22 protein-coding genes are annotated in these 25,762 nt (G+C 60.8%); 17 read left to right on the plus strand and 5 right to left on the minus strand.

All coding sequences use genetic code 11. The annotated features are described in order from the left end of the window. Positions 1-296 precede the first annotated feature (296 nt). From HGHM_RS20855 to HGHM_RS06735, 12 genes are all read left to right on the plus strand, one after another. Positions 297-1,727 carry a cytochrome ubiquinol oxidase subunit I gene (locus HGHM_RS20855; RefSeq protein WP_019140743.1) on the plus strand — a complete coding sequence of 477 codons (1,431 nt, stop codon included), beginning with the start codon at positions 297-299 and terminating at the stop codon, positions 1,725-1,727. Then, on the plus strand, positions 1,717-2,721 hold the full coding sequence (cydB, locus tag HGHM_RS06685) for a cytochrome d ubiquinol oxidase subunit II (protein WP_019140744.1): 1,005 nt from the start codon (positions 1,717-1,719) through the stop codon (positions 2,719-2,721). The genes HGHM_RS20855 and cydB overlap by 11 nt, the downstream gene beginning before the upstream one ends. 672 nt (positions 2,722-3,393) lie before the next feature. Then, positions 3,394-4,197, plus strand: coding sequence for a sugar phosphate nucleotidyltransferase (locus HGHM_RS20860; RefSeq protein ID WP_034348432.1), 804 nt, complete (start codon positions 3,394-3,396; stop codon positions 4,195-4,197). After that, positions 4,185-4,853, plus strand: coding sequence for a PIG-L deacetylase family protein (locus tag HGHM_RS06695; protein WP_019140746.1), 669 nt, complete (start codon positions 4,185-4,187; stop codon positions 4,851-4,853). The genes HGHM_RS20860 and HGHM_RS06695 overlap by 13 nt, the downstream gene beginning before the upstream one ends. Continuing rightward, positions 4,850-5,935 carry a CDP-glucose 4,6-dehydratase gene (gene rfbG / locus HGHM_RS06700; protein WP_019140747.1) on the plus strand — a complete coding sequence of 362 codons (1,086 nt, stop codon included), beginning with the start codon at positions 4,850-4,852 and terminating at the stop codon, positions 5,933-5,935. Before HGHM_RS06695 ends, rfbG begins: the two co-directional genes overlap by 4 nt. Continuing rightward, positions 5,932-6,486, plus strand: a complete 555-nt coding sequence (locus HGHM_RS06705) for a dTDP-4-dehydrorhamnose 3,5-epimerase family protein (RefSeq protein WP_019140748.1) — start codon at positions 5,932-5,934, stop codon at positions 6,484-6,486. Before rfbG ends, HGHM_RS06705 begins: the two co-directional genes overlap by 4 nt. Continuing rightward, positions 6,483-7,853: an NAD(P)H-dependent oxidoreductase gene (locus tag HGHM_RS06710; protein WP_019140749.1), complete on the plus strand. Its 1,371-nt coding sequence runs from the start codon at positions 6,483-6,485 to the stop codon at positions 7,851-7,853. The genes HGHM_RS06705 and HGHM_RS06710 overlap by 4 nt, the downstream gene beginning before the upstream one ends. Before the next feature lie 75 nt (positions 7,854-7,928). After that, entirely contained in the window at positions 7,929-9,254 is a 1,326-nt protein-coding gene (locus HGHM_RS06715) for a protoporphyrinogen/coproporphyrinogen oxidase (protein WP_026075770.1), read from the plus strand. After that, complete coding sequence (locus HGHM_RS22225; protein ID WP_019140751.1) at positions 9,251-10,495, plus strand: glycosyltransferase; 1,245 nt, start codon at positions 9,251-9,253, stop codon at positions 10,493-10,495. Before HGHM_RS06715 ends, HGHM_RS22225 begins: the two co-directional genes overlap by 4 nt. Positions 10,496-10,558: 63 nt before the next feature. Further along, a complete protein-coding gene (locus HGHM_RS22230; RefSeq protein WP_019140752.1) occupies positions 10,559-11,467 on the plus strand; it encodes a glycosyltransferase family 2 protein in 909 nt (302 codons plus the stop codon). A gap of 11 nt (positions 11,468-11,478) precedes the next feature. Next, positions 11,479-12,834: a hypothetical protein gene (locus HGHM_RS20875; protein ID WP_019140753.1), complete on the plus strand. Its 1,356-nt coding sequence runs from the start codon at positions 11,479-11,481 to the stop codon at positions 12,832-12,834. A 5-nt stretch (positions 12,835-12,839) separates the two neighbouring features. Beyond that, entirely contained in the window at positions 12,840-14,294 is a 1,455-nt protein-coding gene (locus tag HGHM_RS06735; protein WP_019140754.1) for a lipopolysaccharide biosynthesis protein, read from the plus strand. Between the two features lie 37 nt (positions 14,295-14,331). On the opposite strand, the gene HGHM_RS06740 is transcribed toward HGHM_RS06735, so the two are convergent. From HGHM_RS06740 to HGHM_RS06755, 4 genes are all read right to left on the minus strand, one after another. Continuing rightward, on the minus strand, positions 14,332-15,195 hold the full coding sequence (locus HGHM_RS06740) for a hypothetical protein (RefSeq protein WP_148415416.1): 864 nt from the start codon (positions 15,193-15,195) through the stop codon (positions 14,332-14,334). A 104-nt stretch (positions 15,196-15,299) separates the two neighbouring features. Next, complete coding sequence (locus HGHM_RS22235; protein WP_019140756.1) at positions 15,300-16,466, minus strand: GNAT family N-acetyltransferase; 1,167 nt, start codon at positions 16,464-16,466, stop codon at positions 15,300-15,302. A 22-nt stretch (positions 16,467-16,488) separates the two neighbouring features. Further along, positions 16,489-17,556 (minus strand): SDR family oxidoreductase, encoded by a 1,068-nt coding sequence (locus HGHM_RS06750; protein ID WP_019140757.1) that lies wholly within the window; start codon positions 17,554-17,556, stop codon positions 16,489-16,491. Continuing rightward, positions 17,556-18,830, minus strand: a complete 1,275-nt coding sequence (locus HGHM_RS06755; RefSeq protein ID WP_026075771.1) for a nucleotide sugar dehydrogenase — start codon at positions 18,828-18,830, stop codon at positions 17,556-17,558. The genes HGHM_RS06750 and HGHM_RS06755 overlap by 1 nt, the downstream gene beginning before the upstream one ends. A gap of 229 nt (positions 18,831-19,059) precedes the next feature. Between HGHM_RS06755 and HGHM_RS06760 the strand changes: the two genes are divergently transcribed. The 4 genes from HGHM_RS06760 (at position 19,060) to HGHM_RS06775 (ending at position 23,870) form a co-directional block, all read left to right on the plus strand. Further along, on the plus strand, positions 19,060-19,401 hold the full coding sequence (locus tag HGHM_RS06760; RefSeq protein WP_245549165.1) for an acyl carrier protein: 342 nt from the start codon (positions 19,060-19,062) through the stop codon (positions 19,399-19,401). After that, the gene (locus HGHM_RS06765; protein WP_019140760.1) at positions 19,398-20,237 is read left to right on the plus strand and encodes a hydrolase 2, exosortase A system-associated; all 840 of its coding nucleotides are present in this window, start codon (positions 19,398-19,400) and stop codon (positions 20,235-20,237) included. The genes HGHM_RS06760 and HGHM_RS06765 overlap by 4 nt, the downstream gene beginning before the upstream one ends. After that, complete coding sequence (locus tag HGHM_RS06770) at positions 20,234-21,091, plus strand: hydrolase 1, exosortase A system-associated (RefSeq protein WP_019140761.1); 858 nt, start codon at positions 20,234-20,236, stop codon at positions 21,089-21,091. Before HGHM_RS06765 ends, HGHM_RS06770 begins: the two co-directional genes overlap by 4 nt. Before the next feature lie 520 nt (positions 21,092-21,611). Beyond that, on the plus strand, positions 21,612-23,870 hold the full coding sequence (locus tag HGHM_RS06775) for an RIFT barrel domain-containing protein (protein ID WP_019140762.1): 2,259 nt from the start codon (positions 21,612-21,614) through the stop codon (positions 23,868-23,870). Positions 23,871-24,228: 358 nt separating this feature from the next. Here the strand turns inward: HGHM_RS06775 and HGHM_RS23115 are convergent, their stop codons facing one another. Next, positions 24,229-24,501, minus strand: coding sequence for a hypothetical protein (locus HGHM_RS23115; protein WP_019140763.1), 273 nt, complete (start codon positions 24,499-24,501; stop codon positions 24,229-24,231). Between the two features lie 82 nt (positions 24,502-24,583). Here HGHM_RS23115 and HGHM_RS20890 point away from each other — a divergent pair, with 82 nt between their 5' ends. Next, the gene (locus tag HGHM_RS20890) at positions 24,584-25,570 is read left to right on the plus strand and encodes a hypothetical protein (protein WP_245549166.1); all 987 of its coding nucleotides are present in this window, start codon (positions 24,584-24,586) and stop codon (positions 25,568-25,570) included. Positions 25,571-25,762 lie beyond the last annotated feature (192 nt).

Raw genomic sequence — 25,762 nt, forward strand, 5'->3', positions numbered from 1 at the left:
TCAGCTTTGATCACGGGCACGAACACGGCGGCCCATTCATGCAGAGATTCGCCCTCACCACTTAAGGCCGAACATGCATGAAGGAATGTTTCGTACTTCGTGGAAGCAGTGAGAGGGTCTTGTGGCACTCCATTTGCATAGCTGCATGCAGGAATGCTTCCAAATGAAATGAACAACTGCCTGTGCAATACAGTCTTACGATTCGCATTGCAACATTGCCGAGCTTTATGGTGGCATGGCAAATCAACGGCATGCCTGAACCGGCGGATAGCCGCCGCTGACCGAAGGGAATTACCATGGACGCCTTGCTGCTGTCTCGATTGCAGTTCGCCTGGGTGATCGCCTTTCATATTCTTCTGCCGGCATTCACAGTCGGGCTGGCCTGTTATGTCGCGACACTGGAAGTGCGATGGTGGATCACGAAGAATGACACGGTGCGCCGCCTGTCTGCCTACTGGATCAAGATCTTCGCGATTTCATTCGGCATGGGAGTGGTGTCCGGGATCGTGATGCCATTCCAGTTCGGTACCAACTGGAGCCGCTATTCGGATGGCGCTTCGCCGGTCATCGGTTCCCTGATCGCCTATGAGGTGGTCACTGCATTTTTTCTCGAAGCGGCCTTTCTCGGCGTGCTCCTGTTCGGTCGCAAGCTGGTGCCGCAATGGGCACATGCATTGTCGGCGATCCTGGTCGCGCTCGGTACGCTGCTGTCGTCCTTCTGGATTCTTGCGACCAACAGCTGGATGCAGACGCCGCGCGGTTATGAGATCGTCGACGGGCGCTTCATGCCGACCAGCATGTTCGAAGTCATCTTTACGCCGTCCTTTCCCTACCGCCTTACGCATACGGTCATCGCCTTTCTGGTCACCACGGCTTTCGTGATCCTCGGCGTTGGCGCGTTCTACCTGCGTCACAAGCGCTTTCCAGAAGAGAGCAAGATCATGATGCGGATGTCGCTTGCCTTTCTCGGCATCATGGTGCCGCTGCAGATTCTCGTCGGAGACCTCCACGGGCTGAATTCGCTCGAGCACCAGCCGACCAAGGTGGCGGCCATGGAAGGCTTGTGGGAAACCGGGCGCGGGGTCCCGGCTTCGCTGTTCGCCATTCCTGACCAGGAAGCGGAGAAGAACCACTTCGAGATTGCCATCCCCAAGCTGGCCAGCATCTATCTCACGCATGACATCAACGGCGAAGTGAAGGGTCTCAAGGAATGGCCGAAGGAGGATCGTCCTCCGGTTGCCATTGTTTACTTTGCCTTCCGCATCATGGTCGGCATCGGCTTGCTGATGCTGGCAACGGTATACACCGGCCTGTTTCTGTGGAAGAAGGGGCGCCTGTTCGAGCGCCAATGGTACCTGCGTCTGTGCATGCTGGTATCGCCGGTGGGCTTCATCGCTGTCCTCGCCGGCTGGACCACGACCGAAGTGGGGCGCCAGCCATGGGTGGTTTACGGGCTGATGCGAACGCGGGACGCGGTAACACCCTCCCTGACCACGACCGATGTGGCCATCTCCCTGCTTGGCTACATGGTTACCTATGCCATCATTTTCGGCGCGGGCTTCATTCTGCTGCGGCGCCTGGTGCGCATCGGGCCACCGGTCGGAGCAGAAGTGGAGGCGCATGAGGTTCAGGCGCATCCGAAGCGACCGCTGTCTGCCGTGACCGAGCATGATGACACGGTGGACACGCCTGTGGTCCGGGGATTGGGAGGACGCCATGACGCTTGATCTCGTTCCGCTGTGGGCATGCATTCTTTCGCTCGCCGTGCTGATGTACGTGCTGCTGGACGGCTTCGACCTTGGCGTCGGCATCCTGTTTTTCTTCCGCTGCCACGATGAAGACCGCGATCTCATGGTGGCATCGGTGGCGCCGATCTGGGACTTCAACGAGACCTGGCTGATCCTCGGCGGCGGCGGCTTGCTGGCGGTGTTCCCGCTGGCGTATGCGGTGGTGATTCCCGCCGTGTACTTTCCCATTCTGCTGATGCTGCTCGGCCTGCTGTTTCGCGGTGTTGCCTTCGAGTTCCGCGATGCGCCCACCGCCCACAAGCATGGGTGGAATAACGCCTTTGCCTTCGGTTCGCTGATCGCTACCTTCGCGCAGGGCGTCGTGCTCGGCAATTTCATCAAGGGATTTCCGGTGAATGGGAGGGTCTTCGCCGGGACCAGCTGGGACTGGATCGCGCCATTCCCGCTGATGACTGGCCTCGGTCTCGTGGTGGGGTACAGCCTGCTCGGCACGACATGGCTGGTGATGAAGACCGAAGGCGATCTGCAGTTGTGGGCGCGCCGGACGGCACGCTGGTGCCTGCTCGGTCTGCTGGCTTTCATCCTCCTTGTCAGCCTATGGACTCCCCTGGAAGAGCCGCGCGTCGCGCAGCGCTGGTTCAGCTTCCCCAACCTGCTGTACTTCTCGCCGGTGCCGATCCTGACCCTGGTGCTCGCCTTGCTCCTCTGGCGCGGGCTGAACAAGGGGCGTGAGGTGCTGCCCTTCCTGTGTGCGATGGGGCTGTTCTTCCTGTCGTATACCGGCCTCATCATTTCGCTTTGGCCCTATGTCGCGCCGCCGTCGATCACGTTATGGGATGCCGCGACCGCGCCCATGTCGCAGCAGTTCCTGATGGTGGGCACGATGTTCCTGCTGCCCGTCATCCTTCTGTACGTGTTCTGGTCGTATTGGGTGTTCCGTGGCAAGGTGCGGGCGGATATCGGGTACCACTAGGCAGGGTTGCCCGGCCGTTGTCACGGGCAAGTCGTTAGCTTGGCTTGCCGGTTCTGTATTGACGGAAACTGCCGGAAGCGGCGCAACTCGCGCCGGGTGATCGGCCCTTCGCGCTTATTGTCACCAGAGGTACTTCTTCCTGCACCACCTACAGCGATTTCCACAAGCCTGAAAGGAAAACAAAGTAGGGTGCGCCATGCGCACCATTCAATGCCGGTGCGCACGGCGCACCCTACGCCCACTGCCGGAAGCGGCGGGATTTGCACTGACCGACCAGCTCTTCGCGCCTTGTTGGCACAAAGGCGCTTCAACCTGCACCGCCTAAACCCGTTTCCATAAGCCCGAAAGGAATAGGAAGTAGGGTGCGCCATGCGCACCATGCAATCCCGGTGCGCGCGGCGCACCCTACGGCTACATGGCTTATTGAAATTCGTGCCATGCGGGTACTCAGAAAAAACAGCGATATTTAGCACGCAATAGTGCTTCGAAGACCGCGCCGTTCAGGTCATTTGTCGTAGATCAAAGGTAGACGATTTTCGATAATTTTCAGCCCGCAACCCGATTGATGATGTTGTCAAAACTGCTATATTTCATCGGCAGAGTTTGAGATAGATAAAAGCCCGACACGCCGGCAGAGCGTGGGGGAGACAACAAAATCAAAGGGTGGAGAACATGAAAGTCGTCCTGTTTTGCGGAGGGATGGGCACGCGCTTGCGCGAGCATTCGGATACGATACCGAAGCCTCTGGTCAACATCGGCTCGCGACCGATCATCTGGCATCTCATGCGCTATTACGCGCACTATGGCCACAAGGATTTCATCCTCTGTCTCGGCTTTCGCGGCGAGATGATTCGCGATTACTTCCTCAACTACAACGAGTGCATGTCGAACGATTTCACCTTGTCGGGAAACGGGCGGCAAATCGAACTGCACTCCAGCGATATCCACGACTGGCGCATCACCTTCGTCGACACCGGCGTGCATTCGAACATCGGGCAGCGCCTGATGAAAGTGCGCAAGCATCTCGAAGGCGAGCGGGCATTTCTCGCCAACTATGCCGACGGCTTGTCCGACGTTCCGATCAATCGCGTCATCGCCGAATTCGAAGACAAGCGCGCCGTAGCCACGTTTGTCGGCGTCAATGGCTGGCACAGTTTTCACACCGTCGACGCCACGCCTGAGGGCGTCGCCACTCGTATCGACGGCCGGTCGACCAGGGAATTATTGATCAACGGCGGCTACTTCGTTTTGCGCCAGGACATATTCAATTACATCGACCACGGCGACGAACTGGTGGAGCAGCCATTCCAGCGCCTGATTCAGAAGCGCCTGCTGACGGTGTACCGTCATTCGGGCTTCTGGCGCGCCATGGATACCTTCAAGGACAAGATCACCTTCGATCGGATGGAGGCGCAGGACGATTGCCCCTGGATGGTATGGAAGAAGCCGCTGGGGGCGCAGCAATGCTACCGCTGAATCTGGGTGCGGCTTCCTGGCACCGCCTGGAAGTGCTCTGCATCGGCGCCCATTGCGATGACATAGAAATCGGCTGCGGCGCCAGCATTCTTGCATTGCAAGAGCACTATCCGGAGTGCCGCATCCACTGGCTGGTGCTCACATCGAATTCGGAACGCCGCGAGGAGGCGATCGCAGCAGCACGGACTTTGGTGAAGGGGCCGTCGCGCGGAGAAGTATTCATCGGGGAACTGCCGGATGGACTGCTGCCCGCGCATTTCACCGAAGTAAAGCAGTTGTTCGAGAAGGTCAAGCGCAGCGTCGACCCGAATCTCGTCTTCACGCACCGCGAGGCCGACCGCCATCAGGACCACAGCCTGGTGAGCCAGGTGACCTGGCAAACCTTTCGCGACCACATGATCTGGGAGTACGAGATTCCCAAGTACGAGGGCGATCTCGTGACGCCGAATATGTATGTGCCCCTGCCGGTTTCCCTTGCGAAAAGGAAGATCGATATCGTGATGCGCTCCTTTCCCTCCCAGGCGAGCAAATCGTGGTTCACGGCGGAGAATCTTTCCGGGCTCATGCGCCTGCGCGGGCTGGAATGCCGGTCCGCGAGCGGCTTTGCCGAGGCCTTCCATTGCAGGAAGCTGGTGTTTTCCGGGAGCGGGGCATGAATCCGGGCTTCTGGTCGAACAAGCGGGTGTTCATCACTGGCCATACCGGTTTCAAGGGAAGCTGGCTTTGCCTGATGCTGCAGTCCCTCGGTGCGCGCGTGGCGGGTTATGCGCTGGAGCCGCCGACGCAGCCCAGTCTTTTTTCGCTCGCCCGCGTGGGCGAACTGGTCGAGTCCACCACCGCAGACATCCGGCATCTCGACATGCTGTGCGAAAACATGCATGCCTTCCGGCCCGATGTGGTGTTTCATATGGCGGCGCAATCGGTCGTTCTCACCTCTTACGAAGATCCGGTGGATACCTATTCCACCAACGTCATCGGCACGGTCAACACGCTCGAGGCGGTGCGCCGCATGCGGCGTCCCTGCGTCGTCGTTAATGTGACGACCGACAAGTGCTATGAGAACAAGGGCTGGGTCTGGGGATATCGCGAGTGCGATACCCTGGGCGGACGCGATCCTTATTCCAACAGCAAGGCCTGCGCCGAATTGGTCGGCCAAAGCTATCGCGATTCCTTCTTTCCGCCCGACCGGTTCGGCGAGCATGGCGTGGCGATTGCGAGCGCCCGGGCCGGCAATGTGATCGGCGGAGGCGACTGGACGGCGCGCCAGCTGATTCCCGAGACGATCGCCGCATTCGTGAAGGCCCAACCTGTCATGCTGCGCCATCCGGATGCGGTGCGTCCGTGGCAGCATGTGCTCGACTGCCTTGCCGGCTACATGCGACTGGCCGAAGCCCTTGCGGAAGACGCGCCGGGATATGCCGGCGAATGGAATTTCGGTCCGGCCGATGCCGACTCCCGGCCCGTTTCCTACATCGTCGAATCGCTCGCTGCCGAGTGGGGAATCGAACAGCCGTGGAAGCCCGATGCTGCGATCCATGCCCCCGAAGAGCGCCAGCTGCGGCTGGACGTCAGCAAGGCCGCGAACCTGCTTGGCTGGAGCAGCCGTCTGTCACTCGATGAAGGTTTGCGCTGGGTTGCAGGCTGGTATCGGCAATATCACCGCGGCGCGGATGCGCGAGCGCTGTGCCGCGATCAGATCGCCGGCTATTTCGAACGTGCCGGAAGCCGGAAGCCATGAAGTTCACCGAATGCGAAGTGACGGGCGCCCGGGTTGTCGATCCCGCGCCGCACCAGGATGCAAGAGGGCGTTTCATGCGTGCCTGGTGCTCGCGCGAGCTTGCCGACGCCGGAATCGACTTCGTGCCGCTGCAGGCCAACATGGGCTACAGCGTGCGGGCAGGCACGATCCGCGGACTGCATTACCAGAGTGATGCGGCGCCGGAGGCGAAGCTCGTGCGCTGCACCCGCGGCGCGGTATTCGATGTGGTCGTCGACCTGCGCCCTTCCTCGCCCACCTACCTGAGCTGGTTCGGAATCGAGCTGAGCGCCGACAACGGACGCATGCTGTACGTGCCGGAAGGCTGCGCGCACGGCTGCCAGTCACTCCTCGATGACACCGAAATTCTCTACATGACGTCGGCCTTCTACGCCCCGGATGCGGTACGCGGCGCGCGCTTCGACGATCCGGTCATCGGCATTCGCTGGCCGATGCCGCCGACACTCGTCTCAGCACAGGACCGGCAATGGCCCCTCATCGAACGGAACATCGAAACAGGAGTTACCCCATGACCATTCAAGGCCTCAACAGCCCGATCCAGAGCATGTCGGTCTATCACTTGCTGCAGGCGCGCGAAGCAGAGCGGCGTCCGATCCGCGTCGGGGTCATCGGCGCGGGCGCAACGGGCCGCGCGATCGCATTGCAACTGGGAACCCCGGTACCCGGCATGCGACTGGCAGCCATCTCGAACCGGACACCCGAACACGCCGAGCGTTCTTTCCGCGAGGCCGGCATCCGCGACTGGCAATCGGCGCAAAGTGCTGCCGCGGCAGAGGCGAAGATCGCCCGCGGCATTCCGGTGCTGACCGACGACCCGCAGGTGCTCACGCGCTGCGGGGCAATCGATTTGATTGTCGAGGTGACCGGGACCGTTGACTTCGGGGCAAGCGTGGTGCTGGACGCAATCGCGCACGGCAAGGATGTGGTGATGGTCAACGCCGAACTCGATTCTCTGGTCGGACCAATCCTGAAGGCCAGGGCTGACCAGGCTGGCGTGGTGCTGACCCACACCGACGGCGATGAGCCGGGCGTGGCGATGACACTGTTCCGCTATGTGCAGTCGGTCGGATTGCGCCCTGTCGCCGCGGGCAACATCAAGGGCATGGTCGATCATTACCGGACACCCGATACCCAGCGCAGTTTTGCCGAGAAGCATGACCAGGATGTAAGAAAGGTCACTTCCTTCGCCGATGCCACCAAGCTGTCGATGGAGACCTGCGTGCTTGCCAATGCAACAGGCTTCGGCGTCGGCAGGCGCGGCATGTACGGCCCGGCGTGCGGCTATGTGCGCGAACTGGCAAAGCTGCTGCCGCCTGAAGCGATGCTGAGCGGCGGCATCGTGGATTACTCGGTAGGCGCGGCGCCGCATACGGGCGGCTTCGTCATCGTGCATGAAGAGAATCCGTACAAGCAGACGCAGCTGGCCTATTACAAGCTCGGCGACGGCCCGTTCTACGTCTTTTACACGCCGTACCACCTACCGCATATCCAATTGCCATCGACGATCGCACGTGCCGCGCTGCACCGCGACGCGACCGTTGCGCCGATCGCGGGGCCATCCTGCGAAGTGGTGGCCGTGGCCAAACGCGATCTGAAGGCGGGCGAGCGGCTGGATGGCGTCGGCGGCTTCTGCGCATACGGCTTGATTGAGAACCATCGCACGGCCCGCGAAGCCAATGCGCTGCCGATTGCCATGTCGGATGACTGCGTGTTGTTGCGGGACATTTCGCGTGACGAGGTGATCAGCTTCGACGACGTGAGAATGCCACCCAGGCGCCTGGTCGACGATCTGTGGCAGGAACAGATGCGACGCTGGCCGCTGGAAGCGCGGTCGGGCGCAGGCCGCGGGCAGGAGGCCATCGCCGAGGCGCTCATCTGAGCGAACTGGTGGATGGGAGCAGGCTTGCAGCAACAAGAACAAGTCGGACATCACAATTCGGGGGAGACATATAAAGTGGCAAACATCGTTGTTCTCGGCACCGGCATGGCGGGATTCGGTGCGGCATACCGGTTGAATGCCGAAGGCATCCGCCCGGTGCTGTATGACAAGGCGAACCATTTCGGCGGACACACCGCCTCGTTCCGCGACGACAAGGGCTTCCTGTTCGACCTCGGCCCGCACATCTCCTTCACCAAGGATCCGCGCATACAGGAGCTGTTCGCCAAGTACGTTGATGACAAGTACGAAGCGGTGCAGGTCAAGCTCGACAACTATTGGCGCGGGCTGACGCTGACCCATCCGGTACAGCTGCACCTGAACGGCTTGCCCCCCGACCTGATCGTCGAGATCGTGACCGATTTCCTGCAGGAGCACAACGCGCCCGACAGACCGATCGCGAATTACGAGGACTGGCTTGTCGCCAGCTATGGGCGCAAGTTCGCCGAGCTGTTTCCCATGCAGTATGGCCGCAAGTACCACACCACTACCGCATCCAACATGACGACCGACTGGCTCGGCCCGCGCATGTACCGGCCGAGCGTGCAGGAGTTGCTGCGCGGTGCGGTGGCGAAATGGCAACCGGAAGTGCACTACATCACGAATTTCCGCTATCCGACGCACGGCGGGTTCGTGTCGTACATGAACGACCTGCCCAACATGGCCGACATCCGGCTGCGGCATGAAGTGATTTCCATCGATCCCCGGGAACGCGTGGCACGCTTCGCCAACGGCAGAGTGACGAAATACGACGCGCTGGTTTCATCCATCGCGCTCCCCGAGCTGCTGCCCATGATCGCGGGTGCGCCGCAGGACGTCGTCGAGGCGTCGCAGCGCCTGGCGTGCACCACCTGCGTGCTGGTCAATATCGGCGTCAACCGCGAGGATCTGTCGGAAGGGCAGATCAAGTACATCTACGACGACGACATTGCCTTCACCCGCCTGAGTTTTCCGCACATGCTGTCGCGGCACAATGCGCCGGACGGTTGCGGCAGTATCCAGGCGGAAGTCTATTACTCCCGGAAGTACAAGCCCCTCACCGAATCGACAGACGCCATCATCGAACGGGTGATCGCCGACCTGCGGCGCACCGGCATCCTGCGCGAGTCCGACGAGATCCTGACGCGGCACGCCGCCACCGTACAGTATGCGAATGTCATCTTCGACCTCGACCGCACCGAGGCACTGAAAACCGTCCACGGCTATCTCGATGACGTGGGGATCCACTACTGCGGACGCTACGGCGACTGGGGTTACATGTGGACGGATGAAAGCTTCATCAGCGGCGAGCGTGCGGCGGAGGCTGCGCTGTCGGGGGGCGCTGCCGGGAGCCGGGGAAAATGAGAAGCGGGAAGCGCCGTGGGCCCGAGTTTTCGGGGCATGGCAACAGCTCGCTCGGCATCATTGCGCTGGTTCCGGATTATTGGAGTGGCGTCGTGACGCTCCGGCACCAGGTGTTGCAGCGGCTGGCAAAGTATCACAGGGTGGTATGGGTTGAACCGGCCGGTGATTGGCGCGAATTCTTGAGACCATCCAGCCCTCGCTTCCTGGCAAGGGACCGCTGGTCGGAGCCGACGCCTTCGCTCGCGGTCCTGAATACCGGCTGCCTGCGTCCGCAGCTCCATCGTCCGGCATGGCTTGGCGCAGCGAGTTTTCGGGCGCGACTGACGGCGGCGCGCAGACGCCTGATTGCACAAGGCGCCACCCGGATCGCGCTGTATATCTGGCGCGACGAGTTCGCTGAAGCACTTCATCATGTCGACCACGATTTCAGCTGCTATCACATCGACGACGAATACAGCTTTTCCGACAAGGACTTGCCCAACTCGCCGCGGGAGCTGAGCCTGTTGCGGCACGTCGACCAGGTCATCGTTCACTCGCCAGCCCTGCTGGGCAAGAAGGGCGGCATCAATCGAAACACGGCACTCATTCCCAACGGCGTGGACTTTCAGCTGTTCTCGAAGCCGCACGAAGAGCCGGCCGACATGGCGTCGATACCTCGCCCGCGCATCGGCTATGCCGGTGTAATCAAGAAGCAGCTCGATCTCGATCTTCTCGTCCGTCTCGCCGGCGCCCGGCCCCAGTGGTCATTCGTCATGGTCGGGCCGATTGGAAATGTTGCCGGCAAGGAGAGGCAGCTTGCGGCGCTGCGACAGATGCGCAACGTCCATTTTTTGGGCGGCAAACCGGTGGAGCGGCTGCCCGGTTACATCCAGCATTTCGATGTCTGCCTGATGTGCTACGAAGTCAACGACTATACCCGGTACATCTATCCGCTGAAGCTGCATGAATACCTTGCAGCCGGGCGTCCGACCGTGTCCTCGCCGATCGAGTTGATACACGGCTTTGCGCACGCTGTATCGATTGCAAGCGATGAGGCGCAGTGGCTGGCTGCAATCGAGTCCGGGCTGGCGGAGAGCGATCGTGAGGGCGAGGCCGCGCAATCACGGCGCGCAGTGGCGCGGGCGAACGACTGGAACGTACTGGTAAAGGAGATTGCGGATCTGTTTGCCTCGCCGCAGTCGATGACGAAAGGCTGGCCGCCGCAACAACTTCAGGAGCCGGCCAGTTTTTTCCAGGCATAGCTTCTCGAGATTCTTGATTATGAATGACAGCAATTCTGCTTACGTTTCTGTTGGGAGATCCGCATGAGAGCGCGCAAAGTAGTCATTGGCCTTCCGGTCTACAACGGCCAGAAATACATTGGTGCGGCGATCGAAAGTCATCTTTCGCAATCCTTCGGCGACTTCGATCTGGTGATATCAGACAACGGTTCGACGGATGCTACGCCGGATATCTGTGACGACTACGCCGGCAAGGACAGCCGGGTCAAGTACCTTCGCTCGCCGCAGAACCGGGGAATACTTTGGAACCACCGGCGCGTGATGGAGGCGATCTCGAGCCCGGACCAGTATTTCCGCTGGGCGGGCGGAGATGACATTCTGGAGCAGGGGCTGCTGGAAGGAATGGTTCAGGTGCTGGACCGCCGGCCGGAAGTCGTCGCAGTCATGCCCAACACCAGGAATATCGACGAACTGGGTCAAATCATCGGATCAATGGACAGAAGTCTTGACGTACAGTCACCCGACGTATTCGAACGCGCGCACAAGATCCTGATGGCCGATTACCAGCATGTGGTGGCGTATGGCCTGCTTCGCGCCTCGACGCTGAAGCAAATGCGGACCGGTCCCAACTATGTGGGCTGGGATGAGATTTTCATATGGGAGCTGGGGCTGCGGGGCAAGATCGTTCATATGCCGGGGCCGGCACTGCTGAGGCGCTTTCATCGCGGTTCGATCTCGCGAGTGAAGACGGTGAAGGAAATGCGGAAGTGGGTGGAGCCCGATGCAAAAGGGGCGGGCATGAATTTCCCGCACTGGACCTGGACCTATGAACGCGTGCGGGCTCTGCTGGGCGCACCCGTTTCGGGACGGGACCGGCTCCGAATCGCGCGACTGCTCGCGCGCGATGTGCGTTGGCGAAGAGTCAAGCTCGCCCGTGACGTGACGCAGGCAGCACGGCGCACGCTTCGCCTGTCCGACGAGTACACGTTCTGAGGATCCTGCCTATGTCCGTCGTACTCGGGAGCTATCTCAAGACCACTTTCGCGTGTGTGCTCGTGGTGTGTCTCGCGCTGCTCGGCGTCGTCCTTTCCGTGCGCAGTTTGCCCGATGCCGCAGCCGCAGTCATTGCTGCGCTGGGTTTGATTGCCGCCTTTTGTGGCGCCGTTCTTGCGTGCGCGGGACTGCTCGTGCTTGACCGCTACCAGCGTGGTGTGCACGGCAAGCGCGATCTTTTCCTCGAACTCAACCGCACCCGCGAGCCGGCTGCGATCAAAACAGCGGCGCCCCGGCGCGTGTCCGGCCTGCGTCGCTGGCTGGCAAGACGCCTGCTGGGGCACGATCTGGTAGTGGGAGACCTGGTCGAGGTCAGAAGCTGGGCCGAGATACGCGCGACACTCGACGAGCAGGGATGCCTGGAGCAATTGCCCTTCATGCCGGAAATGCTGGCGATGTGCGGCCGGCGCGCTTACGTATTCCGCTGTGCGCATCGCCTGTTCGACTACCGGAAAAGTCGAAGGATGCGGCACATGGATGGCGCAGTATTGCTGGTCGACGCGGTTTGCAGCGGTTCGGCTCACGGAGGCTGCGAGGCCTCCTGCCACACGCTCTGGAAAGCCGCATGGCTGAAAAGAATCGAGCCGGCGGAAGCGCCAGCATCGCCCGATCGTCCGGCGTCGGTGCCGGATAGGGCTGTTTTGCAGTTCGGCACTCGGGCTCCGCGCTACGCATGTCAACTGACGCAGCTGCACGCTGCATCGCGTCCCATCGGCAACTGGAGCGCGGTCAATTTCCTCCGTCCGCTCATCTCGGGCAATGTGGCACCGGCAGCGTTCATCGTTGGCTGGCTGACGCATCTTTTCAACCTGCTGCAGCACTACCGGGGGGGAGTCAGTTTTCCGACATTCGAAGAGGTCATGCCGATGGACCGGCATTCCGAGGAGATTCACCTGCAGGCGGGCGACCGTGTCACGGTCCGGTCGTCTGCTCAGATTCGCGCAACGCTGAATGATCAGCTGATCCATCGCGGAATGGGATTCGAGGACGACATGCTGAAACACTGCGGGGGCCAATATTGTGTCCAGGCAGAGGTCAGGAAACTGATCGACATCGTGACCGGCGAAATGCGCACGATGAAAACGCCGGCGTATTTGCTGCATGATGTCAACTTCTCGGGCGAGAGGCAACTCTTCAATGCGCAGTACGAGCCTCTGTTCTGGCGCAGCGTGTGGTTGCAGAAGGTGCGCAGCGAGGAAGAGGGAGGCAATCGGCCCGCTCCGGCAGCCGAGATCACAGTCGTCAGCCCTGTTGTCGTCCATGCCCGTGCCGAGCATGCGGAGCAGCCGATTTCCCGCGCTGGCTGACACACATGTCGACCGCACGCAAAGCGATATCGGCCCTGAAGTGGAGCGTGGCTGCCAAACTGGTCGTTCAAGCCGTGAGCTGGGCCGGAACGCTTGTCGTTGTCCGGCTGCTCAGCCCGGAGGACTACGGGCTCATGGCCAAGGTATCGGTGATCTGCGTCATCGCGGCGGCCATTGCCGAACTTGGCCTCGGCGCTGCCATCGTGCGCTGGACCGACCTGGCGCGCGATGACCTGCGGAAGATTTACGGCGTCTCGCTGCTGTTCTCTGCAGGCCTTACGGCAGCCATAGCTGCCGCCGCGCCGCTTCTGGCGCAACTGTTCCATGAGCCGCGCCTTGCGTGGCCTATCGCGGTCGCCTCGCTGCAGATCATCATAGGCGCGGTTGCGATCATACCCAGCTCCCTTGCTGCCCGCGACCTGTCTTATCGTGGCCTGGCCAAAGTGGAAATGGCTGCCGGGACAACCGGCATCGCGACAACCCTGCTGTTGGCCCTGATCGGCGCTGGCGTATGGGCATTGGTGCTTGGCACACTGTTCGCGGCGCTTGCCCGCAGCACCGCATTGCTGGTCTACGGCGAGTGCGTGCGGCCGCTGTTTTCGGTGCGCGGCATCGGCGAGCACCTGAGATTCGGCCTGACGCTCGTGTGCAACAGGGTGAGCTATTTCATCGTCACGCAGTCGGATGTGCTGATCGGTAGTTCATTTTTGTCGACGACCGAAATCGGCCAGTACTCGGTCGCTCTGCAGCTGGCAACACTCCCGATGGCGAAAGTGATGGGGATCATCAATCAGGTCGGCCTGTCAGCACTGGCGCGGGAGCAGAGCGACCCTGCATGGGTACGCAACGGTGTGCTCAGGTCCATGCGTCTCATGGCGCTGATTGCCTTTCCCGCCCTGTGGGGGATTTCGGCAGTGGCCCCGGAGCTGGTACACGTGCTGTTCGGGGACAACTGGCTGCCGGCGGTGCCGGCGCTGGCCATCCTGCCACTCATTGTGCCCATCCGCATGCTGTGCAGCGTCCTGTTTACCGCCTCACTGGCGCTCGGGCACCGGCAACTGGACCTGCGCAACACCATCATCAACCTCGTGTTGCTTCCAGCCGGATTTTTTGTGGGAGCGCATTGGGGGCTACTCGGTCTATGTGCGGCGTGGCTGGTGTCGGTACCGATCGCTTACTCATTCAGCGTGCCTGGTGCACTCCGGCGCATCGGGGTTCGCATGATCGACCTCCTGCCGGAATGCGCCCCGCCGGCCATAGCCGCTGCGCTCATGTATGCGGCGGTCACCGCCGCTCGCCCGGCGCTCCATGCACAGCCCGCGATCCTGGCACTCGGTGCGCTGATCGCATTGGGGGCTGCAGTCTATTTTGCCATCATGGCGCTTATTTCCCGGCGCCATCTGATCAGCATGCGCAGCTTTGCCCGCGCCGTGCGCGGCGGTACACCGACGACGGCCTGACGGGGCTTCGACAGTCGCCTCGCCAATCGCAGCGCAGCTAGAGGCTTCCTGCCTGAAATGACTTCCATCCGAAGCGCTCGGGCGACGCATTTTCCACGGGCCAGAAGCCGAGTCCGGGCTGACCGGAGGGCCAGACGGTGCCGCCGGCTGACGAAATATTCACCGCGGCGACCGTATTGCCATTCAGTTTTACCGTAATGAGGTTACCGCTAATTTCCGCGCGCATTACATCTCCGTCTTTCGGGATCGGGGCACTGCCCGCGCCGGGGTCATACAGGGGCGTGTAATTGCCTAACGGGCCGTTCCATCGCACGACGGCGAGATAGCCGCGCAAACCCCACAGGACTTCGTAACCGTGTGCGTCGTGAGGGCCGATGGCAAACCGCAGCAGCAGCTCCACTTCATGCGATGCATCCGAATATCCGTTCGCGAGGTAGACGGTACCCTGCGCGTATTGGTTGGCGCTGATGTTCTGAAACGATTTGCTCAAGTGCGCGATGCTGTCGTCGTAGCGTGATACTGAAGCGCCCGAGAGCACTGACGCATAAACCTTGCCTGAAGCCGATTGCGGGTCGTTCCAATCGAGTCCTGAAGTCTTGCCAGTGGTCCACTTGCCGCTTTCCCGAAGCGGGTTTTCGTTCAGGCTGAAGTCGGTCGAATAGGATCCATCCGAAGCGGGCGGGCAATTTGGCGACGAGACGCAACTGTCTCCGGCCTCAGTTTGTTTTGGGGAGGACGGTGTGTCGGCTACACCGGAACTGCAGGACGCCGTTGAGATCGCGATTGCCGCCCAGATTGTTGGAAAAATGCGGGGTTGCATGTCGATGCCCTTGATGAAGGCTTTTACGTGATGATGATATGAGACTTCAGTGCGAGCAATCCGCATGATGCGTTCCTGCATCTGCACTGCGAAGAAATCCGGGGCGGCGGATGGCATCACGGTGGAACGGACAAGGCGTTTCCTGATAGAGACGCTTTGAGCCTGTAGAACCGTGAAAGCAAGCATTATTGACAACGAGGTTGCCCATCTTCGCGCTTGTTGGATGTTACGGGCATGCGCAAGTTGTTCAGAACCCTTGGCAATAGATCCAGCGCCAATGCTTTTTTCATTTTCTGCCCCCCAAGATGCCTGATCGCCGCGATGCTTCCATTCAGCGTGCGCAGGTTGAAGGCGAGGATGCCGCTGCGCTCGCGCCGATGCGACATCCAGTCCTGTTTGTAGGGATCGTCGCCACTCAGGTAGTCCACTTCCCGCACCCGCTCCACGTCGATGGCATGGCGCATCATGTGCGCGGTCAGGATGGTGCCGACCGAGGATCTCGAAAAGCGCTCGTCGTAGGCCAGCTTGTAAATCGATGCAACGCCGCTGCCGACGAGCCAGATCTGCGCCGCAGCCGGTTCATCGTTGATGTAGGCGATCCCGAGCCGCAGCCATCCCTGCTCGGCGCTGGTCTGGAGCAGTCCCGGAATAAATGCCGGAATTGCTTCGGGTACCTTCCAGCTGGCGCGATAAACCTGCTGGTATGCGGCTATGCCCCTCGCGATATCGGCAGGAGAGGAAATGATCTCGAGGCGCAGGCTGCCATCGGATTCCAGCTGCCTGGTTTTCCTTGTCAGCGTATTGCGCAGCCTTGACGGCAGGGAGGCGAAATACTCCTGGTAGGATCGCCCCTTGACGTCCAGATACCAGTTCCCGAAGCAGAAGTAGGTCTGGACCGCCATGCCTGCGCTGCGAAAGGCCTCCGTCAATTTTCTCGAGGAGGGCGTGCCGGAAGCGAGCGGATGCAGGTCGATGGCATGCCAGCATGGCGTGTCGCGCGCGATTGCCCTTGCCAGCAATTCCATGTCCCGGGCCCGGCATTCCGCACCAGGCGCAACAATCGGGCCGAACATGGGACTATAGAAGTTGGCGGCCGCAGCAAGTCTGCGGGAGTGGGCTGAGCACCAGCTTGAGCTCTCCTGGCGCATCGGCAGCACCAGGAGCGGCTTGCCGCTCACGCTGGATTCGAGGACATAGATGCGCAGCTCCGCATCGGCAAATACGGTGGCGGCCAGGTTCCGGAACCATGGCAGGCTGAAGAACACGCCTTGCGCCTCGCTGGCACGGGCGAACAAGTCCATGCAGGAATCCGGCAGCTCCTCGAAGCCGGAATAGATGGCGACCCTGCTCATGCTGTTTGGACAATCCGGATCATCAGACCGGAGCCGGAACGAGATGCCGCCTGTACCAGCCCAGGGTCTTCTTCAAGCCCTCTCCGATCCGGTAAGCCGGGGCATATCCCAGCAGCTCCTGCGCCTTGGAAATGTCGGCCTGCGAATGACGCACATCGCCGGCACGGAAGGCGCGGTATTGCGGGCGGTGTTCCTCCAGATCGGGAATGCTGTCCACCAGAAGCATGCGCATGGCTTCATAGAGCTGCTTCAGCGTGGTGCGGTCACCCAGCGCCACGTTGTAGGTCTGGTTCACCGCTTCCGGGTTGTCAGTCAGGGCGGCGAGCAGGTTGATCTGCACGACATTGTCGACGAAGCAGAAGTCGCGGCTGGTTTCGCCATCGCCGTTGATGAACACCGGCTGACCGGTCATGAGCGCCGCGATCCAGCGCGGAATGACGGAGGCATAGGCGCCGTTGGGATCCTGGCGCGGACCGAAGACGTTGAAGTAGCGCAGCCCGATCGTCTCCATGCCGTAGCAGCGGGCAAACACCTCGGCATACAGCTCGTTGACATACTTGGTCACCGCATAGGGGGAGAGCGGCTTGCCGATCACCGCCTCCGTCTTGGGCAGGGCAGGGTGGTCGCCGTAGGTCGAGCTGGAGGCGGCATAGATGAAGCGCTTCACCCTGGCGTCGCGCGCTGCCACCAGCATGTTGAGGAAGCCGGTGACGTTGTTCGCGTTCGTCAGGATCGGGTCGTTGATGGAACGCGGCACCGATCCCAGCGCGGCTTCATGCAGCACGTAATCGACCCCGCGGCATGCGAAGGCGCAGTCCTCCAGGGACCGGACGTCGCCTTCAATAAAGCGGAAGTTCGCCCATGCGCGGGACCCCACCAGCTCCCTTACCTGCTCGAGGTTATGGCGGTGGCCGTTGGAAAAGTTGTCGAGCCCGGTGACCTTCTGGTTCAGCCGGAGCAGGGCTTCGAGAAGATTGGAGCCGATGAAGCCGGCAGTCCCCGTGACCAGCCAGTGGTATTGATGCTGTCCCAGATGCTGCAGGACGGCTTCATATCTGCTTGCGCGCGCGTCGCCGCCTTCATGCTGCATCAAAGTCTCCAGACCTTGTATCCCGCTTCGCAAAATGGCTTCTGGTCGAACTGCGACTTTACATCGATGAAGCAGCCGCCGTCGACCAGTTTGGACTGGATGTCCGCCACTGGCCGGGCGAGGAGTTCGCGATGCGCGACGGCCGCAATTACCGCATCGGCGCGCGGCAGTTCTTCCCAGGGAGTGAGCTGCACGCCGTATTCATGGGCAGCTTCGTCAGGCTGCGCCACCGGGTCGTGGACGTGGACTTCCACACCGTAGGACCGGAGCTCCGAGATCAGGTCTGCGACCTTCGAATTTCTCAGGTCGGGACAGTTCTCCTTGAAGGTGAGGCCGAGCACGTTGACCTTGCTGCCCTTGACCGGGAAGCCTGCTCCGATCAGCTCCTTGACGGTTTTTTCCGCGACGAATTTCGCCATGCCGTCATTGATGCGGCGACCAGCGAGGATCACCTGCGGGTGGTAGCCGATCATCTCGGACTTGTGGGTCAGGTAGTAGGGATCGACGCCGATGCAATGACCGCCCACCAGGCCGGGACGGAAGTTCAGGAAATTCCATTTGGTCCCGGCGGCCTGCAAGACTTCGAGGGTATCGATGCCCAGCTTGTCGAAGATGATCGACAGTTCATTCATGAGCGCGATGTTCAGGTCGCGCTGGGTGTTCTCGATGACCTTGGCCGACTCCGCCACCTTGATGCTGGATGCGCGATGCACGCCGGCCGTGACCACGCGCTCGTAGAGCTGCGCCACCTGCTCCAGCGTGTGCGCATCGTCGCCCGACACGATCTTCACGATGGAAGCCAGAGTATGTTCCTTGTCGCCCGGGTTGATGCGCTCTGGCGAGAAGCCGACGTGGAAATCCTTTTTCCACTGCATGCCGGAAAATTTTTCGAGAATGGGCACGCAGACTTCTTCCGTCGCGCCGGGATAGACAGTCGATTCGTAGATGACGATCGCGCCGCGCTTCATGCAGGAGCCGACGGTCTGGCTTGCGCCGACGAGCGGGCCGAAGTCGGGCCGGTGCGCGATATCGACCGGCGTCGGAACCGCCACCACGATATGGTCCGCCTTGGCCAGCATCGTGGGATCCGTGGTGCATGTGAGCCTGCTTGCTGCCCGCAATTCCTCGCTGGACACTTCGCCGGTCGGATCCTGGAAGCGCTGATAGCTGGCCACTTTCGAGGCCGACAAATCGAAGCCGATGGTCTGGAAATGTTTTCCAAACGCGACAGCGAGCGGCAAGCCGACGTAACCCAATCCCACGACCGCCACCACTTTGCTGTCGTTGTCGACGGTGTTTTCCAATTGGGAAATACGGGCAAGCTGTGTGTCGAAAATAGCCTGGAACGAGGCTGTGAGCGGTTCGTGGGCGGATATCAAGGGCGTCTCCTTCTTGTTGGATTGAGTATCGTCAAGGTCGGCTGGTGACGCTAAGTATTGCTAGGCAGTATGTTGTCGTTTTGATCAAACTCAAGGGAAGGAACTTTGACAAGGGCACTATTTCATGACTCGCCAGCCACCCATGTTTTGCTCGATTCATGCCGCCAAGCAAGGGGAACAGGCGATCTGGGAAATCCAATGGAGGGAGGTCGTGGTGCAGTCGCTCGAGAAAATCAAACAACTTATTGCCGATACATTGGGACTGGGGAGCCGCAGTGCAGCAATGCATGCCGACACGCCATTGCTGGGCCATCTTCCCGAGCTGGATTCCATGGCGGTGTTGAATCTGATTACCGCCATGGAAGACCGCTTCGGCATCATGCTGGAAGATGAAGACATCAGTGCGAGCGCGTTCCGTACGGTCGGCAGCCTCTCCGCGCTGGTCGATGCCAAGCTGGCGCAATGAATCGCGGACCACGTCCATCACCGGCGCAAGCCTTCTTCCTCGATGCAGCGCCCGGAAGGCGCTTCTGCCTTTATCATCCTCCGGCATCGAACCGGGAATGCGCCGGCGCATTCCTGTACGTTCACCCCTTCGGTGAAGAGATGAACCTGTCGCGAAGGATGGCTGCCATGCAGGCGCGCGCACTGGCCGACGCCGGCTTCGGCGTGCTGCAGATCGATCTTTACGGCTGCGGCGACAGCGACGGTGAACTGCGGGATGCCAGCTGGCAGATCTGGAAGCTGGATCTTGCTGCTGCGGCAGAGTGGCTTGCAAAGCATGTTGCGCCACCCATCTCCTTATGGGGCTTGCGCCTCGGCGCCACGCTTGCCCTGGATTTCGCCCGGGATGCGCAAGCAGGCCTTGATCGAATCCTGCTCTGGCAGCCAGTCGTCAACGGCAAGACCTTCATGACCCAGTTCCTGCGGCTTCGTCTCGCCGCCGACATGCTTGCTGCCGGCGACAGGCAGGAGCATCGGACTGCAGTCCCCGACTGCGAAGAGTTGATCGAAGTCGGCGGTTATGAATTGTCGCAGACCCTCATTTCCGATATCTCCACCCGGGATTTTTCAAACCTCTCAGGAATAGGCTGCCCCGTACACTGGTTTGAGATCGTGCCTTCTGCAGACTTGAGAATACCTGCCGCACGCATGAGTATCATGCGCGCGTGGATGGATGCCGATGTCGAGCTTCATGTCCATAATGTGGCCGGCACACCGTTCTGGACGGGCGCCGAGCCCGGCGGTTGCCCGCAGCTCATCGCCGCAACCACCGATGCCTTTGCCAGGGCGCTCGCATGAGGTACGAGGATCGTGCCCTGTGTTTTTCCTGCGGTGACGAGCCCTTGTATGGCGTCCTCAGCATGCCGCAACATCCGCTGCCACGGGCGGTGGTGATTGTCGTCGGCGGACCGCAGTACCGAGCGGGAAGCCACAGGCAGTTCACCCTGATTGCACGCGGCCTCGCCATGCACGGCATTCCCGTCCTGCGCTTCGATTACCGCGGAATGGGGGACAGCGGGGGCGATACCCGGACCTTCGAGAATGTGGGCGAGGACATTCACACCGCGGTGGACTGCCTGCTGCGTGAAGCGCCCTTCGTGCAGGAGGTGGTGCTCTGGGGCTTATGCGACGGCGCGTCGGCCGCGCTGTTCTATGCTCACCGGGATGCGCGCATCTCCGGCCTAGTCCTTGTCAACCCATGGGTGAGGACGGACGCAGGAGCGGCGCAGACCTATCTGAAGCACTACTACCGCAATCGCTTTCTGGACGCGGCGCTGTGGAAGAAAATCGGGCGCGGCGAGTTTGACTACACGCTTGCTCTGCAATCGTTTGGCCGGCTGGTCCGGAGTGCGCTGCAGGGAAGGGCCCGCGCAGCCACCGGCGATGTGCTTCCGCTGCCAGACAGGATGCTGGATGGCTTGCGCCGGTTTCAGGGAAGCGTGCTGGTTGTCCTGAGCGGAGACGATCTGACAGCACGCGAGTTTTCCGATCTCATGCGCGCCTCGGCCGGATGGCGAAGGCAGATGCATTCTTCGCGCGTGCAGCGGTTCGAGTTGCGAGGCGCGAACCATACGTTTTCACGTCGGGAATGGCGTGAACAACTGCTCCAGCGGATGAGAGAGTGGCTCGGCATTGACGAAGCCATGTCCTGACTCGAAAAGCAATTGCCAGTCATTTCCTCCTGAGCCCGTGTCCTGAATTTGGCACACCGCAGTCCTCCGATTCTCATCTTCTCCTTATCCCGTGGGATCGCCAGCGCGGTGTTTCCTGCGAAGCATCCCTCACGCCTCGATGCACTTCGGCCGACAGGCATGAACTTTCGCGCTTCATTTGCACCGCTAAAGTTTCGGCAATGTCTGCAACGGCATGGTGACCTGTCACTTTGATCGAGACCCTTGATGGAAGGGCTTGATAAGTGGAAATAAGTTAACAAATTTTTCGGGACTGAAATGAAAGGAAGCGATGTACGCGAATGAGAGATGACATTCTGCTTTCCATCGTCGCGTTGTAATTGGTTACAACTTTCCACACGGATTGTCGGTCCTGAAAGGAACTTCCAGTTAGTCTGCATCTCGAAGAGTTGCTGAAAATTATTGTTCTTGAGAAATATCAAGAACACCTTTTACAGAGGGAGTTCACTTGCCTAGTTCGCAATTCCATCGTCGCGCTCCCATGTCGATCTTCTCTACCTTGTGTGCCTCTGTATTGCTTGCAGCATGCGGCACCAGTGCCGACAGCGGCACGAACGACACGACGGCCTACTCGTCACGAGGCGGGCAGGCGGGCGATGTGCAGCAGCCAGACAGTGGCTATCAGGATCAGGGTCCGGTGCCCGTTCCCGTCGGCGGCACAATCACGAACATCCGGGTAGCGAGCAGTGCCGCAGCCGACCGCACCAGCATTCCGATCACGTTTGGTCAGGTATTTTCCAAAGGTGCGGTGGCACCAACGGATACGCTGGTCGGGAAACTGGATGACGGCAGCGTCCTTCCTCTCCAGCTCAATACCAAGGCAACGCATGCAGACGGCTCGGTCCGCCATGCGGTGATCTCCGCGGTGCTCCCTGCGCTGTCTGCCGGACAGGCAAGGACGATCGTACTGACGAAAGGCGCAGGCAGTACGGGTCCGCAGGCCGGCGTGTCGCTCGACGCGCTGCTGAATGCTGGATTCACGGCAAGCGTCTCCGTCGATCTCGGCGGGCAAACCTATGCCGTGTCCGCCGACGCGCTGCTGAAGTCCGGCGGCTACACGACCTGGATCTCCGGGCCGATTGCAGGTGAGTGGATGGTGTCCGCACCCATGAAGGATGCGCAGGGTAACGCCCATCCGCACCTGTCGGCGCGTTTTGCCATCAGGGCCTATGCGGGACTGAGGAAGGCGAGGGTGGATGTCACGGTAGAAAACGACTGGGCCTATGAACCGAACCCGCAGAATCTGACCTACGACGCACGCGTGCTTGTCGGTGGCCAGACCGCCTATTTCCGGAGCGGACTGAAGCATTTTCACCATGCCCGCTGGCGCAAGACCCTCTGGTGGGGAGAAGCGCCGGAAGTGGAGTTGCAACACGACACGAGATATCTGATCGCATCGAGGGCAGTGCCGAACTACGATACGAGCGTGGTGGTATCAGCGGATGCGCTGGCCGACCTCGACAGGAACTGGAGCCAGTCGGACACCTCGCCCATGGGCGCCGGCATCGTCACGACCCACATGCCGACGACGGGCGGCCGCGGCGACATCGGCCCGCTGCCTCAGTGGGGTGCGATGTACCTGCTGAGCATGGACAGGCGGGCCAGGAAGGTCACGCTCGGTGTCGGCGATCTTGCGGGGAGTTGGCCGATCCACTACCGCGACAAGAATACCGGCCGGCCGGTCTCCCTGAACGATTATCCCTACATGACCTTGCTGGGGCGGGTTGGCGATACCCGCAACCCGCAGACCGGCAAGTATGAATGGTTTCCCGACTGCAGCGGCGATTGCGACTCCATCCTGCATCCGGACAGCGCCCACCAGCCTTCGCTCGCCTACCTGCCGTATCTGGTGACCGGGGACTACTACTACCTGGAAGAACTGCACTTCTGGGCGAACTGGAACGTAGTGAGACAGAACCCCGAGTACCGTGGATATGCGAAAGGACTGGTGAGGCCGGACGAGGTGCGTGCCCAGGCCTGGTCGCTGCGGACACTGGGCCATGCCGCGTACATCACGCCGGACGATCATCCGATGAAGGAATACTTCAGCCGCCTGGTCGACAACAACCTCGACTGGTACAACGCAACCTTCAGCGAGGGCAATCCGAACAAGCTTGGCGTGATCGACGGTTCGGGTGATTTTTCGGGTCGGCCGGTGTATGAAACGACGCCCAATGGGGAGAATACCGGCATCTCTTCATGGATGGATGATTTCGTCACCTGGAGCGCAGGTCACCTTGCCGAGCTTGGCTTTACCAAGGCCCAGCCTTTCCTGGCATGGAAAGCCCGGTATCCGGTCTTGCGCATGACCGACCCCGGGTATTGCTGGATCGACGGCGCACCTTATGTACTGGCGATCAGGCCGACGGCGAACTCGCCCGTGTACTCGACGATCGGCGAAGCCTATCGCGCCACCCTGCGCAAGCCGGACGGCTCGCCCCTCGTCAACAGCACCGGCGCGAAATACCTGGATCAGCCATGCGGCAGCCAGGCACAGGCGGACTGGCTGACGCAGGACGACCGGGACCATGGCCTGAATACACCGGCGTGGGTTGCGGGCCAGATGACCGGCTATGCGGACTCGCCCGCAGGTTTCCCATCCAACATGCAACCGGCCCTCGCCGTGGCGGCGACATCGGGCATCCCGAACGCTGCCAATGCCTGGAACGTCTTCAGCAAACGATCGGTAAAACCGGATTACTCGGTGCAGCCGCAGTGGAACATCATCCCCAGGAATTAACCGCAAGCTTCGCACCGATTTCACCGAGCCCTGCAACAAACCCTTTCCCGCGCGTTTTCCCAGATGGTGCCGACTTCGGTCGGCCCGTGGGGAGATCCGCAACATCTCCTGGCATCAGGACCAACCCACCTTCATTCACTTACGGAGAAACCGAATTGGCTACACCAGTTAAATCAAGCTTCCATCGATCCGCAATTGCCGGCGCATGTTCTGCGCTGATTCTCGCCGCATGTGGTGGCGGGGGAGGGGGCGATGCAGGCTTGACCGATGCCACCGGCGCGACTGCGCTTGCAGCAAATGACAGCTACAGCGCTCCTGCATCGGAATCTGAGGCCACAGGTTCCCAGAACAATTCCACTCAGACCCAGGACTCGGCAGGCACTCCCGCCGCATCCTCCGGAACGAATACCGGAACGACGTCAGGAAGCGCATCAGGGACGAAGCCGGGAACGACACCTGGCTCAACTTCAGGCACAACTTCGGGCACAACTTCAGGCACAACTTCGGGCACAACTTCGGGCACAACTTCGGGCACAACTTCGGGCACAACTTCGGGCACAACTTCGGGCACAACTTCGGGAACAAACTCCGGCACGATTCTGAGCGTCGGGCCGGAGAAGAAATACGCCACGCCATGTCAGGCTTTTGCTTCTGCTCCCAACGGCGCCACCATCGAGATCGACGGGGCGGGAAGTTACTCGGGTGACGTGTGCGTGATTTCGGCAAGCAATCTGATCATCAGGGGCGTCAATGGTCGTCCGAAGATCGATGCTGCCGGACGCAACGCGGCGGGCAAGGGCACCTGGGTCGTGGGAGGCAAGGGCACCGTCATCGAGAATGTCGAGATGCTGGGCGCAAAGGTCCCGGACCGCAACGGCGCAGCGATACGGCTAGACGGTACCGACCTCACCGTGCGCAACAGCTTTCTCCACGACAACGAGAACGGAATCCTGACCAACAATGATGGCGTGAGCAACGTCCTCATCGAGAACACCGAGTTCGGGCACAACGGTTCTGGCGACGGGTACACGCACAACCTGTACATCGGGAGCATCAACAGTCTCACCTTCCGCTACAACTATTCACATGACGCCAATGTCGGCCATAACCTGAAGTCGCGCGCCAAGGTCAACATGATTGCCTACAGCCGGTTCTCCAGCGGCGGGCCATCAAACTCCACCGCCAGCGGGCAGCCGAGCTATGAAATCGATCTGCCTTCCGGAGGCACCAGCTACGTGATCGGCAACGTCATCCAGCAGCCGGCGTCGAACCAGAACCCGACCATGCTCGCATATGGCGAAGAAGAGACTGCGAATCCCGGAAAGGACCTGTATGTCGTGAACAATACCTTCCTGAACGACGGCGCTTCCGGCACCTTCGTTCTCGTAGGTGGAACGGTCACGACCGCCGCCCTCATCCAGAACAATGTGTTCGCCGGGCCCGGCGCCGTGACCAACCAGTCGTCTGCGGTAAAGAAGACCAACTACCAGGCAGCGACGCCGGCATTCGTCAACCGGCAGAGCTACGACCTGAGGCCCGCTAGTGGAGCGCCCTTCGCGCATGCAGGCACCCAGCCCGGCACCTCCGTCGCCGGCGTCTCGCTCGTTCCGACCATGCAGTACGTACATGTGGCACGCGCCGAGGCAAGGCCCACAAGCAATCCGATCGACATCGGCGCCTACGCAGCGGCCCAGCCTTAATCGCTTCTGCTGATGCTTTCATCGCGCCCATTCTCAGGGCGCGATGGATGTTGTTCCCGCCGCGCCCATTCTCGGGGCGCACCGCGATGCACATCGCCTTCGAACAGCAGTATCCTGACCGGATTTGCGCCAATGTTCGCACCTGAACACGCGGTGATACATGAATCGGAATCCGAGTGTCGAGCTGTTTTA

Origin of the sequence: Noviherbaspirillum massiliense JC206 (assembly GCF_000312045.1) — a bacterium.
GTDB classification, from domain to species: domain Bacteria; phylum Pseudomonadota; class Gammaproteobacteria; order Burkholderiales; family Burkholderiaceae_D; genus Noviherbaspirillum; species Noviherbaspirillum massiliense.